We start from the raw sequence: 13,847 nt of genomic DNA, 5'->3' as shown, positions 1-13,847 counted from the left end.
ATCTATCCTAGAAAAATAGAGGAGGCGCTTTAGGTATGGATTTTTTAATACTGCCAGAAAGGACGTCAGGAAATAGAACATACGGATTGACCTCGGTGATCGATTTCGGCACCCCAATAGGTGAATTAAAACATATCTTAGATGATTATGGATACCTCATTGATATAGCTAAGATAGGAATTGGGTCAGCATATGTGACTCCAAACCTTAGGAAAAAAATTGAACTTTATAAGGAGTATCAGATAAAGCCTTATTGTGGAGGAACATTATTTGAAAAATGTTTTTATCAGAAAAAGGTTCCTGAATATTTAAGGCATTTACGTGATTTAGGGATTGACTGGATTGAAATTTCCAACGGAACGCTGGATATTCCACTTCAAGAACGCCTCCATATGATCTCGGAAATAAAAAAGGATTTTCATGTTATAGCTGAGGTTGGCTCAAAGGATTCTAATATGGATATGGACATCTGTGATTGGAAGGAAGAAATAAACCTTTTATTACAGGCAGGTTGTGATTATGTAATAACAGAAGGGCGAGATTCAGGCACATCTGGCATTTATGAAAAATCCGGCAGCATTAAATCCAGTTTGATTCAGGAATTAATAAAAGATATCGATAGCAAAAAGATCATCTTTGAGGCGCCAACATCCAAACATCAAATGTATTTTATTAGAGAGGTGGGACCAAACGTAAATTTAGGCAATGTGAAACTTCAGGATGTTTTAGTATTGGAAACACAACGCCGCGGACTGCGGAGTGAAACTTTTTATGTGGAGGAAGATGAATGCAAATCACTGTGATTCGACACCTTCCAACCGAATGGAATAAAAAAACATGGCTTCAGGGGAGGCAGGATATCGAACTTTCACAGGTTTCTGAAGAACTGTTAAAAGGAATTGAGGACAACCGAAAAGCACTTCAAAAGTTAGCACCCTTTGACCTTGTTTTAGCAAGTACATTGCAAAGAACCCACCAAACAGCCAATCTCTATGGATATAAGTATGAAATAGAGGCATTACTGGATGAATTAGATTTTGGGCCATTTGAAGGAGTACCTAAGAAGAAGCTGATTGAAAAATATAGAGAGGTATGGTTTGAAAATCCAAGAGAGCTGGTGTTAGGTGAGAGTATAAAGAATTTAGAAAAACGGATTGTCATGTTTTTAGATAAATATCAAAAATATACAAATATCCTTGCGTTTGGTCATGGGTCTTGGATAAGAGCGATGATTTCATATGCACAGTACGGCGATATTAACCAGATGAATAAAATTGATGTGGTGAATAATGCCTGTATTACGTTGAGCATTGAAACCTAAGGGATGGAGAGAAATGGAGGTCCGGGGATTGTCAGAGATGTTAACGCATGATAAATGGGATGAAAAGAAAATTGCAGCCTTTATGGATAGTCAGCCAGATTATTTAGATGTATTAAAGTGGGCTTATCGAGAATATAAAGAGGATATTGTCTATGCCTGTAGCTTCGGTGCTGAGGGAATCGTGCTGATCGATTTAATTTCGAAAGTGAATAAAGAGGCAAAAATCATCTTTCTTGATACAGGATTACATTTTCCAGAGACATATGAATTAATTGAAAAAGTTAAAAATCGTTATCCTTCCTTGCAAATCAACATGATACAACCGAAGAATTCCTTGGAGGACCAGGCAAAATGGTATGGTGATGAATTATGGAAGCATAATCCCAATCTTTGCTGCCATATGAGAAAGGTGGTTCCACTAAAGGAGGCATTAGCGGGTGCAAAGGCATGGATTTCTGGTTTAAGGCGAGAACAATCCCCTACAAGGAGCAAAACGGAATATTTCAATAAAGATGATAAATTTCAAAAAATAAAAATATGTCCCCTCATCCATTGGTCCTCAGAAGATATCATGACTTATATTCAATTAAATAAGCTGCCTTATAATCCACTGCATGACAAGGGCTACCCAAGTATCGGCTGTGCTCCTTGTACAAAACCTGTTACAAATCAAAAGGATTCGCGCGCCGGCAGATGGGCGGGTCTAGCTAAAACAGAATGCGGACTTCATGAATCATAACAGGCTTTAAGTTTTTAATGATTCAGTTGGAATTGGGAGGGAAGAATGATGAGTGAAAGTGTGCCGCATGGCGGCAAATTAATTAATCGGATAAATCTTGATCTATCCATTGACTTATCACGTAAATCGGTTCAACTCGATAATTTAGAATTGAGTGATTTGGAGCTAATTGCAAATGGTGCATACAGCCCTTTGGAAGGATTTATGGGGAAAACCGATTATGAATCTGTTGTAAATACTATGAGTCTGGCAAATGGACTTCCGTGGTCATTACCGATTACACTGGCGATTGATAAAAATAAAGCCATCGAACTTAAGGTCGGGGAAACGATTAACCTTATAAAAGATAGAATCGTTTATGGTGAGATGAATGTGGAGGAAATCTATATTCCTGATAAAATCTTAGAGGCGGAAATGGTTTATAAAACTACCGACTTGCAGCACCCAGGAGTAAAAAAACTATTTGCCAGGGATGAACTCTATGTGGCAGGTCCTGTCACGATGGTTAGAAGGATCAATAACAGTGAGTTTGAACGTTTTTACCTCGATCCAATTCAAACAAGGGAAAAATTTAGGAATCTCGGATGGAAGACGGTAGTGGGGTTCCAAACAAGAAATCCCGTTCACCGAGCACATGAATATATTCAAAAAACAGCATTAGAGACTATCGATGGTCTTTTCTTAAATCCATTGGTAGGGGAAACAAAGGCAGATGATATCCCAAGTGATATCCGGATGAAAAGCTATCAAGTTTTACTTGAACATTACTATCCAAAAGATCGTGTTTTCTTGTCTGTGTTCCCGGCTGCCATGCGTTATGCAGGACCAAGGGAAGCTATTTTCCATGCCATAGTCCGGAAAAATTTCGGATGTACTCATTTTATTGTGGGGAGAGACCATGCTGGAGTAGGAAATTATTATGGAACATATGACGCACAGAAAATCTTTAGCGAATTTAACGAAGCAGATTTAGGAATTAAACCTCTATTCTTCGAGAATAGCTTTTATTGTAAAAAGTGCGAAAATATGGCCTCTGAGAAAACCTGTCCGCATGATTCACGGGATCATGTCGTGTTATCCGGTACAAAGGTAAGAGCGATGTTAAAAAATGGCGTTCATCCGCCTAAGGAATTCAGCCGGCCTGAGGTAATTGAAATTCTTATACAAGGGATGCAGCATGTTTACACAAAGGAAATAAAGGGTGTTGAACATGAAAAATAGTCAAAACATCACATGGCACCACTCAAGTGTAAGCAAAAAAGATCGCCATGACAGAAACGGGCATAAAAGCTGCGTCCTTTGGTTCACGGGTTTATCTGGGTCAGGGAAATCTACATTGGCGAATGCAGTGGATTACGCTTTATTTCATGAGGGGTATAGAAGCTTTGTGTTAGATGGTGATAATATTCGTCATGGATTAAATAGTGATCTAAGTTTTCGTCCAGCAGATCGAAAAGAAAATATCCGGAGAATAGGGGAAGTGGCAAAGCTATTTGTTGACAGTGGCATGATCGTTTCATCTGCCTTTATTTCTCCATTTCGAGAAGATAGAGAGCTTGTTCGTCAGATGTTCGACACAGGAGAATTTGTTGAGATTTTTGTGAAATGTCCGATTGAGGTTTGTGAAGATAGGGATCCAAAAGGGTTATATAAAAAAGCAAGAAAGGGAGAAATTCCAGAGTTTACAGGGATTTCTTCACCCTATGAGACGCCTGAACTACCTGAGATTGTGATTGAAAGTGATAATATGACCATTGCTCAATGTGTTGAGATCATAAAAAAATACCTAAAAGATAAGAAGATTCTATAAAGGATCTTCTTATCTTTTGCGCCAATTGGCTGTTAAAAACCTTATCCTATGAATTTTTAAATCGTATATATAATCAATAATATTGGTGGAGAAAAATTGGCAGATAATCGCATACAACACGATGTTATAATCGATGACCACTGCCGTTAGTAAAAAGATAATAAGGTTAATTCCCATCATTACTTTTCCAGGGCTCCACTGTTTGTAGTTGGCAATCATTAACGATGGAATGACCATCCCGCCACTAGAGGCACCTGCACGAATCAGTAAGCCGACTCCAAAGCCAAAAATAATACTCCCTGCCACAATACAAATGAAAATATTAATGTGTGGGTGAGGATAGTGAGAGGTTATGTAACCTACCGTCATAGCGGTAATGGCGACTGAGATAATCGTACGAAAGGTCCAGGTAAATCCAAAATAGGGGAGTGCAAATAATAAAAAGACAACATTTGCCAGCCATAAGGAAAACCCAAGTGAAAGATGGAAAAAGTGATTAATTAGGATGGCGAGACCAGCACCGCCGCCAGATGGGATGGAATGTGGAAATAAAAAAACGGACATCGCAATACCCTGCAGGGTGGCTCCTAAAACTAAACAAAAATAAGTCAGCAATGTTTTTTTCATAACTAGTAGAAATGGATCCTCAAATGTATAGTCGTGATTCCCACATTCATTCCCCCTCTTTGGACTACCTCTCCTTGTCCATTTTATGAGAAAAGAAAAAGGAATATGTTGAATTAATTTATACAAAAAAAGTGCACGCTGCAAATCTATCGAAAATCATTTTTCTTACATTATTCTCATCGAAATAAGGAAACTAAAGGTAACAAATGTCTTTATATGAGGTGTAAGTGTGAGAATTTACAATACGAGGGTAGAAAATAATCAAGGAATCATAACGCTTTACGTGTATGTGAATGATCTGCAAACAGAATTTAGTCAGGAATTAGGCACCACGAAGGATGTGCCTATTCCACTTAAAGATGAAATAGATAAGGTTATTCAAAGTAAATACCCAGACGTAAAAATTAATGCCGTTAAAATAGTGGTAGGGACGATTATCGTTGCGGGATTTCCATTTCAACAGCTTCACGCGAAAGCTGCCACAGCTGCAGCGGCAGTTACCCAATCCCAAACACAAGCCACTTACCAAGTACAAAGCGGTGATACCTTGTACAGGATCGCCGCACGTTTTGATACGACAGTAGAAAAATTAAAAACACTGAATCAATTAAAATCGGATAATTTATATGTTGGTCAAATACTGAACGTTCCTGCCTCCACCTATTTTGTTATTCCGGGGGATACGTTATATAGCATCGCAAAAAAAACAAATACAACCGTGGACAAAATTAAATTACTAAATAATCTAAAAAGCGATGCTCTTTACATAGGGCAGAAGCTGTTTATTCCGGTAATGGCAGCAAACCAGCCAGTAACGACTGCACCACCGGTAACGACTGCACCCCCAGTAACAGCTGTACCGTCCACACCCACAGCACCGACTGATCAAACGGCGTATACTGTCGTTGCGGGTGATACGCTTTTTACTATTGCAAACAAGTTTAATACCACTGCCGCTGCCATAAAAGAAAGTAATAAACTTTCTTCTGATATGATTTACCTAGGTCAACGACTGGTGATTCCAACTGTTCCTGCCACAACAGCTCAGGAACCGGCCAATCCAACGATGACTCATACTGTGGCAGCAAGGGATACATTATATATCATTGCCACCAAATACAAAACAAAGGTTTCTGCAATTAGAGAAGCGAATAAACTTGCTACTGATATCATCAACATCGGACAGGTGCTTACAATACCAATGGTGCAGCCGGCACCGATAACACAGCCTCCGAAGGAAACAGCACCTGCTCGAGACACTCTTTATATAGTAGCTCCAGGAGATACATTGTCGCTGATTGCTAAGAAATTCAATACAACAAGTGCCGCGATAAAGGAAAGGAACCAATTATCAACCGATATGATACTAGTCGGTCAAAATCTGTTCATACCTGCGAATACAGTTCCTGTTCCGCCAGCACCACCGGCAGACACAGTGGCACCTGTGCTGGAGAATATAAATCTTGCCGATAAAATAGCTTCTTCCACAGTGAACGCCTACTCCATTAATGGAAAAAGTGAAGCAGGGTCATCAGTTTCCTTCTTAATTAGTGATAGAAGCAATCAACAAGTACAAAAGAGTGCTGCCATTGGTCCTGCTGGGACATTCTCAGAAACATTTAATCTGTCCTCCTTAAAAGATGGGCCTATCACCATTTCGATTCAATCTACAGATCAAGCAGGAAATAAAAGTGACGCAATCATCAAAACAGTTAGGAAAAAAACAAAAGCACCACTCATTCCAGCCGTCTTACTACAGGGAGTCGTTAACAGCGCTAATGTTGCAGCATTTGGAATCAAAGGAAATGCTGAATTCGGATCCAATGTTACCCTGACTCTTAAAGATGAGGCAGGAAAGGAAATTTCAACCAATCTGCTAGTAGATGAAAATGGTATGTTTGAAGCTTCAATAAATGCTTCTGAGCTAAAGGACGGGCCACTAATTTTAACAGGGTATTCTGTAGACTCTTTCGGAAACCAAAGTGCTACTTTTACTGAAAATATTCAGAAGGATACGATCGGTCCAACAGAGTTGGAGATAGGTGACTTACGTGCGATTTCAACCGAAAATAATCAAGCATTTACTATAAAAGGTACTACAGATCCTAACGTCGATGTAAACATCGTATGGTCAGATGGTACGAACAGGATTGTGGAAACTGCTAGAACAGATGAAAACGGTTATTTTACAATTGATTCAGATCTAAGCTCATTAAGCGATGGAGATATTTCTATTCAATTGCAAGCTGCGGATGAAAATGGGAATAAGGGAACAACCGTTGAAAAAACCATCTTGAAAGATACAACAGCACCAACAGGGCTGACACTAGCAGAAGCCAATAAGATCATTACCCAAAATAACCAGAAGGAATATCATGTAAAGGGTACCTCTGAAGAGAATGGAGCCATTGTTGAAATTACGGCGTCCGATGGCCAGAGAGTAGTCGAAAAAACGGCATTGGTAGTCGGGAATACTTATGAGATACCGATGGACCTGACGGAGCTTTCAGATGGAGAAATAACCTTTACGGTGAGTCAAAGAGACAGCCTTGGGAATGTGAGTGAATCTATTAGCCAAACACAATTGAAAGATACAGTCTCAATGGAACCTTCTGTTACTACAAGTAATGTGAGTAACAATAATGGAGTATTTACCTATCTCGTGCAAGGAACTGCAGAGCCGAATTCAGAGATCATTATTTCCATTGTTGGCAAAGGGGGAAGTGACGTAACGCGAAAGCAGATTACTACGGATCAGAATGGGAATTTTAAATTCACCATGAACTTTGGTGCATTTATTGATACGCAGCCATTTATTACAGTCAAACAGATAGATACTGCCGGAAATGAAAGCAGCGATAGGATGTCACCGATTAGCAGTTATATAGTCGGTTCGGGTGATAATCTCTGGAAGGTTGCGACTGCGATTTGGCACGAGTATAACAGCACTTATGGAGCTAAATCAACTGCAATCATCGATGATTTTTGTCGGTCAAGAACTAAAGCTCCCTATGGTAGCAGGATTAGAAACCGATGTGATTGCTGAGACAGAAGCTTTTAATATGGGATACCTCTACTTTGGCTCATCCTCAGATTTTGTTAACACGATGAACCAAACAGAAGGAACGATAAATGTTGTTTCACCCACATACTTTAATTTAAATAGTGATGGTTCATTACAATTAACCAATCAAACAGACCGTTATTTCATTGCGTCGATGCAAAAGAGTGATGTTCGGGTTGTGCCATTTTTAAGCAATCACTGGGACCGTGAAGTAGGCAATGCCGCACTTGAAAATCGGGAACAGCTTTCACAGCAAATCGCTGATAGTATTGCCTTATACAATCTGGACGGAATCAATGTCGATATTGAAAATATTACCCATGAAAATCGTGAGGAGTTCACGGATTTTGTAAGGCTTTTACGTGAAAAGGTTCCTGAAGGGAAGGAGGTCTCGGTTGCGGTTCCAGCCAATCCAACCGGAAGCAATCTGGGGTGGCATGGTGCCTACGATTATCAGCAACTTGCTCAACATTCAGATTACCTCATGATTATGGCGTATGATGAAAGTTATGCAGGCGGTCCGGCCGGTCCGATCGCCAGTATTGGATTTGCAGAACAATCGATTCAATTTGCTCTTGATCATGGTGTCCCAAAGGAGAAAATTGTTTTAGGCATCGGCCATTAAGGGCGCTACTGGAAAGAAGGGGCACCTTCCGGCGGGGAAGGAATCTCAAACCAGCAAATTAGGGAATTGGTTCAAACTTATAATGGTACGATAACCTTTGACGAGGAAAGCAAGTCACCGAAAGCAACCTTTAGCATTAAAGAGAGTAATCCAAAACCTTCTGTATACGGTAAAGCGTTAACGGCGGGTGATTATGTAGTCTGGTTTGAGAATGAGCAGTCAATACGAGCAAAATATGATTTGATTGAGAAGTATGGAATCAAAGGTACTGGAAATTGGGGTGTGGATCAGGAAAATCCTGATTTCTGGAAAACTTTTTCGAGTTGGATTACACCGCCTGAAGAGGGCTCAATGGTTGCGGAACAGTCATAAAAGAATTGGCACCACTCCAAAGGGGATGGTGCCTAACTTAGTTGGCTGAAATGGTTGAATTAATTTTATTTTTGTGAATGAATATTCTTTTAATTCGAAAAATGGTAAACTAGTAAAATATATTTAGCTGAAAGGTGAGACATAGGGAAATGATAAGAGCAATTTTTTTCGACTTAGATGATACACTGCTTTGGGATCAAAAAAGTATTAAGGAAGCATTTGCTACGACTTGTAAAGTAGCGGAGGAACGCTATGGTGTAAATGCCGAAGAGCTAGAAGAAACTGTTCGTGAGGCTGCGAGGAATCTTTACTCCTCCTATGAGACCTATTCATTTACACAAATGATTGGAATCAATCCGTTTGAAGGGTTATGGGGAAATTTTTTAGATGATCAGGATGATTTTCGGAAAATGAAAGAAATCGTTCCGGGCTATCGTAAAGAGGCTTGGACGGCAGGGCTTAAGGCATTGGGAGTAGATGACCCTGAATTTGGATATGAGTTAGCAGAGAGGTTCCCTCAGGAGCGCAGAAATTTGCCATTTGTATATGAGGAAACGTTTAATATACTGGATTCATTAAGAGGGAAATACCAATTGCTTCTTTTGACAAATGGGTCCCCCGATCTGCAGAATACGAAACTATCGATTACACCTGAACTTGTTCCCTATTTTGACCAAATTGTCATCTCAGGTGCGTTCGGAAGAGGGAAGCCAGATCCGACGATATTTGAGCACGCCTTGTCATTGATGGGATTAGAGAAGGATGAAGTGCTAATGGTGGGGGATAACTTAATGACGGATATTCTTGGTGCCAATAGAGTGGGAATTAAATCTGTTTGGATCAACCGCCACGATAAAGAAAGAAATGAAGTCATTCCAACTTATGAAATTCAACACCTAGAAGAGCTTTTTCCGTTATTAGATGAGTTAAACAAGAAATAAGATCTTTAAAAGGCTGTTCAAAAGTCTGCTAGACTTTCGGACAGCCTTATCTTTTTTTTGATTGTACCCGAAAAATCAGAGCTCGATCAATTACGGTAGCAAAAAGATAAGGATTGTGACCGGAAAATCAGAGAGAGGCCGATTACGGTAACAATTAGGCAAGTATTGTTACCGAAAATTGGAGTGCGAGCGATTACGGTAACAATCAGGCAAGAATTGTTACCGAAAATTAGAGTGCGAGCGATTACGGTAACAATCAGGCAAGAATTGTTACCGAAAATTAGAGTGCGACAGATTACGGTAACAATCAGGCAAGAATTTTTACCGTAAATTAGTGAGCAATCCATTACGGTAACAATCCTATATCACGACAGATAATGTTATTTAAAATCGTCCCATCTTTAGCAGCTATAATTAGTGGACGAACATCTTCTTTCAGTTGAAATTTATAGAAATCATTATCCAAATTTACTTGAATACCAATATCGCAGATTGTGCTGACACCGGATGAGTTTGCCGAAATTTCGGCGAAAATTTGCAGCAAATGTTGAAGTAGACTCGCAAAATTCCCATCAAATTCAGTGTACATACTGAACCTCATTTCAATATCTTCCACCCTGCTAAGTTCTTCCAATAATCATACGGAAACAAAATCGTAATATGATGAGTGCCTAATTCAACAAGTCTATGACCGAAGTGCTCCTTGTTGAACAACCCTACACGGAACTTACTTTTGTCTTCTTGTATTCCCACCCAAGAACAGGTAATCACGGTAGTATCGATAAAATCTTTTAGGAATTCATGGTTATGTTTTTCTTGTTCAAGTGTTTTCTTAAATAATTTTTCCATGATTGGAATGGTGGTTTGTTCCATTTTCCCTAGTTTTCTATTAAATTTGTCGATAAAACCAAATACGCCTACGCCAGTTGCCCACCCCATATTTGGAATCGATACCAGCTTCTCATAATTGTCATTCCAGCCCATTTCCGCATTCTTGCCATAGGTAATCCGAGTATCCGTCATTACGATCGAGAAGTAATCTGAAACATAGCCAATAACAACGCTCATCATACCATCTCCCTTAGGTGTAACATTTTCTTAATCCAATTATCTCGAACCGGAGTTAGAGGTTGATGAAAGGATTATTAGAAATTAATGAGAATTCCTGTTACCACTTTAAACTTGTTTGGACTTACTGTCGCTATAGTTCCCAAGAAAGGATGAAAACCATGTTAGTCCTCCTTACAGAATGATGGAATGCTGCCTGGTTTATTGACTATAATCAAAACACTACTCGATTGAAAGGTAATGACTTCGGAGGGCACTTCAAGTTTTATTTTTATAAAAGGGGAGTGGATATTGTGCTGGAGAGTAAACGGGAAGTCCAAGTCTTTCTGAAAATTTTCGAAGCATTTGCCAATTGGGATGGAGAAAAACATTTTCTTACAATGGAAACAGCAAATCCGAAAGGAATTCTGACAATTATGAAATCAAAGGATGGAGTTTTTTATTATCATCGCAAAAATGAATTATATTGGGACATAAAAGAAATAAAGGTGGAAACCGACATGTTAACCGACATCATTTGGACATTCAGGCAGGCTGTTAATAAATCAATTAATGAAATAGCTGTGTAAATGGAACCAAATACCGTAAATATTTTCCTCCTATTTTGGAAATATTATGCTTGAAGAAAATAGGAGGAAATTTTTATGGATAAAAGCCTCGATCATATCAAGTTAACGGCAGCGGAATTGTCCTATCTTTGGACAAGTTATCTTGCTGACAGTATGGCTGTCTGCGTTTTGAAGTATTTTCTAGTCCATATCGATGACAAGGAAATTAAATCCCTGACCACTTACGCATTAGAATTATCTCAAAAACATGTTGAGTTCATTCGTGAGATATTTACAAAGGAACAAATTCAGATTCCACAAGGGTTCACCGAACAAGATGTAAATTTATTAGCTAAACGGTTATTTTCAGATATTTTTTACCTAAGGTATGTTCGGAACATGTCTAAGGGCGGTTTAGTAACCTATGCAAGAGTATTACAAAACGTCTATCGCCAGGATATTCGTTCATTTTACGCTGAATGTTTGACAGATACCCTTGAACTGGATTCTAAGGCAGCGATGATTTTATTAGAAAAAGGGCTGGCCATGCGCCCGCCTGTTATTCCGTATCCACAAAAATTAGAATTTGTACATAAACAATCGTTTATCTTAGAAGGGGTAGGAAGAAGGGAAGCACTAACGGGAACAGAGGTTACCAATCTCTATGCAAACGTTCTGACCAATCGCCTTGGTGTGGCCATTACAACCGCTTTTAGCCAAGTGGCCAAGTCCAAGCAGGTCCGAAAATATCTTTTAAGAGGTAAAGATGTATCCTTGAAGCATATTAAAGTCTTAAGCAGCTATTTGGAAATGGACTCACTAGGAGTTCCGATTGCGTTTGAACAGGAAGTGACAGATTCCACTGAATCCCCTTTTTCTGATAAATTAATGATGTTTCATTTTAATCTAATGATTTATGCTGGCGTAGGTAACTACGGGATTGCGATATCGGAAAGTCAGAAAACCGACTTAGTTGTTGATTATTCAAGATTTAATGTGGAGGTTCTGAAACTTTCCGAGGATGGAGCCAATCTTATGATCCAGAACGAATGGTTAGTACAGCCGCCATTAGCAGCAAATCGTAGAGATTTGGCAAAAAATTAGAGTTGAATTAATTATAAAAAGCATTTATAAGATTTCGTTTCTAAAACATAAAAGAAGGCATGCCACAGCGGGCATGCCTTCTTTATCTATAATTATCCGCGTCTTCCGCCTCTGCCGCCACGTTTCGTTTCGGTGTTGCGTTTTAAGCTGGATAAGTTTTCTTCACTAGCTTTTAAGAATTTAGCCATTTTATCTTCAAAGTTCTCTTTTGGCTTAAAATTGCCGCCTTTTGAACGGAAGTCTTTTGATGGCCTGTTATCTCTTCCTTGGCGTTGTGGACGCTGGGAATAAGAAGAAGTTTGACCTTCTGGCTTATCAATAGCTTTTTTAATAGACAAGGCAGTTTTACCGTCTTTCTCACTAATTACCTTAACTTCAACTTGATCTCCTACTTTAAGATGATCATTTACGTCTTTAACATAGCTATCAGCTACTTCACTGATGTGCACAAGACCAGTTGTGCCACCTGGTAATTCTACGAACGCTCCAAAATTAGTAATACCCGTTACTTTACCTTGTACTTTGCTGCCTACTTCGATCGACAAAAAGAGTTCCCCCTAAATAATGTTTTCAACACTTAATTATACACGGTTAATCAGACAATTTCAAGCGGTTATCTGTCTTTGAGCCAGTAAACATAAAAAAGGTCCAATGACAGGATAAAATCCTATCATCTGGACCTTTTTTTAGTAATCAGTAACAATTCGGTTACGATCAAGAAAAGCTTCTATGACTTCACTCACTTGAAAAGATACCTGCGGTGAATCATAGTTTTCAAAGACATGCTCACATTCAGTTTTATAAGCCATGATTTCATCATAGTGTGCTAAGTGTCTTTGAATATCTTCTTCTGTATCCTTTCGAGCCTGATGTCTTGCAATAACCGTGTCACGGTCAGCAAAAATGAAAAAGCGCATGACTTTGTCACCATACATGCTTTTCAATTTTTCAGTGCCTTCAGGATTTAATGTTAAATAGACAAGATTATGATTTTCAAAAGCTTTAACGATATCCTCTTCGCGGATTCCGTAATGAATTCCATCGATATCTACGCTTTCAAGGAATTCATCGTTGTCTTTCAGCTTGTTGAATTCTTCTTCCGAAACAAAATGGTAGTCTACGCCATCTTGCTCGTAATGACGGGGAGGACGAGTCGTGTAAGAGAGGACAGTTTCCATATCAAACGCGGTCGCGACCATTTTGGCAATCGTTTTTCTCCCAGAGCCATCGGGTCCAGTGTAAATGAAAAGCTTTTCCTTATCTTTGATTTTATACATAGATTACCTCCTAAAAAAAATATAGTAAATAAAAAAAGAGATCCACAGATGTATGAAATTGCTGTCCAGTGAGTGATCTATAATATCCTTATAGCAGGATATTTCTATTATAACAGATTTTCGAGAAAAATTTGGACTTTTCTGTTTTTTAATTATAGGAGATGACTATACCATAAGGCAGCTTATAAAAATACTGTACCGTTTCTCTTTAATGTTGTAAAGCTGTTGTGTAACAATACATTGAAATAAAAAGTCGAAAAGTGTTGTATTTCAAGTATAATGAACATATTCAGATTTTGCATATGATATTTCTTTCAGAGAAATCCTATATAGAAGTTGGATAATACTAAA

General features: G+C 38.8%; 16 protein-coding genes. 11 read left to right on the top strand and 5 right to left on the bottom strand.

Going from position 1 to position 13,847, the window contains the following annotated elements:
* Nucleotides 1–35 precede the first annotated feature (35 nt).
* Genes ACIQAA_RS16560 through cysC form a run of 5 tightly spaced genes read left to right on the top strand, consistent with a single transcriptional unit; the run spans nt 36 to nt 3,870 of the window.
* Nucleotides 36–803 carry a phosphosulfolactate synthase gene (locus ACIQAA_RS16560; RefSeq protein ID WP_402621539.1) on the top strand — a complete coding sequence of 256 codons (768 nt, stop codon included), beginning with the start codon at nt 36–38 and terminating at the stop codon, nt 801–803.
* Nucleotides 788–1,321, top strand: a complete 534-nt coding sequence (locus tag ACIQAA_RS16555) for a histidine phosphatase family protein (protein ID WP_402621537.1) — start codon at nt 788–790, stop codon at nt 1,319–1,321. The genes ACIQAA_RS16560 and ACIQAA_RS16555 overlap by 16 nt, the downstream gene beginning before the upstream one ends.
* 37 nt (nt 1,322–1,358) lie before the next feature.
* Nucleotides 1,359–2,060, top strand: a complete 702-nt coding sequence (locus ACIQAA_RS16550) for a phosphoadenylyl-sulfate reductase (RefSeq protein ID WP_402621605.1) — start codon at nt 1,359–1,361, stop codon at nt 2,058–2,060.
* A 48-nt stretch (nt 2,061–2,108) separates the two neighbouring features.
* Entirely contained in the window at nt 2,109–3,281 is a 1,173-nt protein-coding gene (sat, locus tag ACIQAA_RS16545; RefSeq protein WP_402621535.1) for a sulfate adenylyltransferase, read from the top strand.
* Entirely contained in the window at nt 3,271–3,870 is a 600-nt protein-coding gene (gene cysC, locus ACIQAA_RS16540) for an adenylyl-sulfate kinase (protein WP_402621534.1), read from the top strand. The genes sat and cysC overlap by 11 nt, the downstream gene beginning before the upstream one ends.
* 9 nt (nt 3,871–3,879) lie before the next feature.
* On the opposite strand, the gene ACIQAA_RS16535 is transcribed toward cysC, so the two are convergent.
* Nucleotides 3,880–4,434, bottom strand: coding sequence for a YitT family protein (locus tag ACIQAA_RS16535; RefSeq protein ID WP_402621532.1), 555 nt, complete (start codon nt 4,432–4,434; stop codon nt 3,880–3,882).
* Between the two features lie 292 nt (nt 4,435–4,726).
* Here ACIQAA_RS16535 and ACIQAA_RS16530 point away from each other — a divergent pair, with 292 nt between their 5' ends.
* The 4 genes from ACIQAA_RS16530 (at nt 4,727) to ACIQAA_RS16515 (ending at nt 9,499) form a co-directional block, all read left to right on the top strand.
* On the top strand, nt 4,727–7,543 hold the full coding sequence (locus ACIQAA_RS16530) for a LysM peptidoglycan-binding domain-containing protein (protein WP_402621531.1): 2,817 nt from the start codon (nt 4,727–4,729) through the stop codon (nt 7,541–7,543).
* Nucleotides 7,449–8,186: a glycosyl hydrolase family 18 protein gene (locus tag ACIQAA_RS16525; protein WP_402621529.1), complete on the top strand. Its 738-nt coding sequence runs from the start codon at nt 7,449–7,451 to the stop codon at nt 8,184–8,186. The genes ACIQAA_RS16530 and ACIQAA_RS16525 overlap by 95 nt, the downstream gene beginning before the upstream one ends.
* 66 nt (nt 8,187–8,252) lie before the next feature.
* Nucleotides 8,253–8,558, top strand: coding sequence for a glycoside hydrolase family 18 protein (locus tag ACIQAA_RS16520; RefSeq protein WP_402621527.1), 306 nt, complete (start codon nt 8,253–8,255; stop codon nt 8,556–8,558).
* Between the two features lie 149 nt (nt 8,559–8,707).
* Nucleotides 8,708–9,499, top strand: a complete 792-nt coding sequence (locus ACIQAA_RS16515; RefSeq protein WP_402621525.1) for an HAD family hydrolase — start codon at nt 8,708–8,710, stop codon at nt 9,497–9,499.
* A 346-nt stretch (nt 9,500–9,845) separates the two neighbouring features.
* On the opposite strand, the gene ACIQAA_RS16510 is transcribed toward ACIQAA_RS16515, so the two are convergent.
* On the bottom strand, nt 9,846–10,100 hold the full coding sequence (locus tag ACIQAA_RS16510) for a hypothetical protein (RefSeq protein WP_402621523.1): 255 nt from the start codon (nt 10,098–10,100) through the stop codon (nt 9,846–9,848).
* On the bottom strand, nt 10,097–10,567 hold the full coding sequence (locus ACIQAA_RS16505) for a hypothetical protein (protein WP_402621522.1): 471 nt from the start codon (nt 10,565–10,567) through the stop codon (nt 10,097–10,099). The genes ACIQAA_RS16510 and ACIQAA_RS16505 overlap by 4 nt, the downstream gene beginning before the upstream one ends.
* Before the next feature lie 293 nt (nt 10,568–10,860).
* Between ACIQAA_RS16505 and ACIQAA_RS16500 the strand changes: the two genes are divergently transcribed.
* A complete protein-coding gene (locus tag ACIQAA_RS16500; RefSeq protein ID WP_402621520.1) occupies nt 10,861–11,136 on the top strand; it encodes a hypothetical protein in 276 nt (91 codons plus the stop codon).
* 75 nt (nt 11,137–11,211) lie between these two features.
* Entirely contained in the window at nt 11,212–12,219 is a 1,008-nt protein-coding gene (locus ACIQAA_RS16495) for a DUF3231 family protein (protein ID WP_402621519.1), read from the top strand.
* 92 nt (nt 12,220–12,311) lie between these two features.
* Here ACIQAA_RS16495 and ACIQAA_RS16490 read toward each other — a convergent pair whose 3' ends face one another.
* The gene (locus tag ACIQAA_RS16490) at nt 12,312–12,764 is read right to left on the bottom strand and encodes a S1 domain-containing RNA-binding protein (protein WP_402621518.1); all 453 of its coding nucleotides are present in this window, start codon (nt 12,762–12,764) and stop codon (nt 12,312–12,314) included.
* Between the two features lie 141 nt (nt 12,765–12,905).
* Nucleotides 12,906–13,496, bottom strand: a complete 591-nt coding sequence (locus tag ACIQAA_RS16485; protein WP_402621516.1) for a guanylate kinase — start codon at nt 13,494–13,496, stop codon at nt 12,906–12,908.
* Between the last annotated feature and the right edge of the window lie 351 nt (nt 13,497–13,847).

This window comes from Neobacillus sp. NPDC093182, from assembly GCF_044754045.1.
Note: the sequence above shows the minus strand (reverse complement) of the source record. Positions and strands in the feature narration are given on the sequence as shown.

What these genes read in the sequence shown, in the direction of transcription:
- ACIQAA_RS16535 (WP_402621532.1), bottom strand. Translation starts at nt 4,434, where the DNA reads ATGTCCGTTTTTTTATTTCCACATTCCATCCCATCTGGCGGCGGTGCT.
- ACIQAA_RS16515 (WP_402621525.1), top strand. Translation starts at nt 8,708, where the DNA reads ATGATAAGAGCAATTTTTTTCGACTTAGATGATACACTGCTTTGGGAT.
- ACIQAA_RS16495 (WP_402621519.1), top strand. Translation starts at nt 11,212, where the DNA reads ATGGATAAAAGCCTCGATCATATCAAGTTAACGGCAGCGGAATTGTCC.
- ACIQAA_RS16550 (WP_402621605.1), top strand. Translation starts at nt 1,359, where the DNA reads ATGTTAACGCATGATAAATGGGATGAAAAGAAAATTGCAGCCTTTATG.
- sat (WP_402621535.1), top strand. Translation starts at nt 2,109, where the DNA reads ATGAGTGAAAGTGTGCCGCATGGCGGCAAATTAATTAATCGGATAAAT.
- ACIQAA_RS16560 (WP_402621539.1), top strand. Translation starts at nt 36, where the DNA reads ATGGATTTTTTAATACTGCCAGAAAGGACGTCAGGAAATAGAACATAC.
- ACIQAA_RS16485 (WP_402621516.1), bottom strand. Translation starts at nt 13,496, where the DNA reads ATGTATAAAATCAAAGATAAGGAAAAGCTTTTCATTTACACTGGACCC.
- ACIQAA_RS16555 (WP_402621537.1), top strand. Translation starts at nt 788, where the DNA reads ATGCAAATCACTGTGATTCGACACCTTCCAACCGAATGGAATAAAAAA.
- cysC (WP_402621534.1), top strand. Translation starts at nt 3,271, where the DNA reads ATGAAAAATAGTCAAAACATCACATGGCACCACTCAAGTGTAAGCAAA.
- ACIQAA_RS16505 (WP_402621522.1), bottom strand. Translation starts at nt 10,567, where the DNA reads ATGAGCGTTGTTATTGGCTATGTTTCAGATTACTTCTCGATCGTAATG.
- ACIQAA_RS16510 (WP_402621523.1), bottom strand. Translation starts at nt 10,100, where the DNA reads ATGAGGTTCAGTATGTACACTGAATTTGATGGGAATTTTGCGAGTCTA.
- ACIQAA_RS16525 (WP_402621529.1), top strand. Translation starts at nt 7,449, where the DNA reads ATGGAGCTAAATCAACTGCAATCATCGATGATTTTTGTCGGTCAAGAA.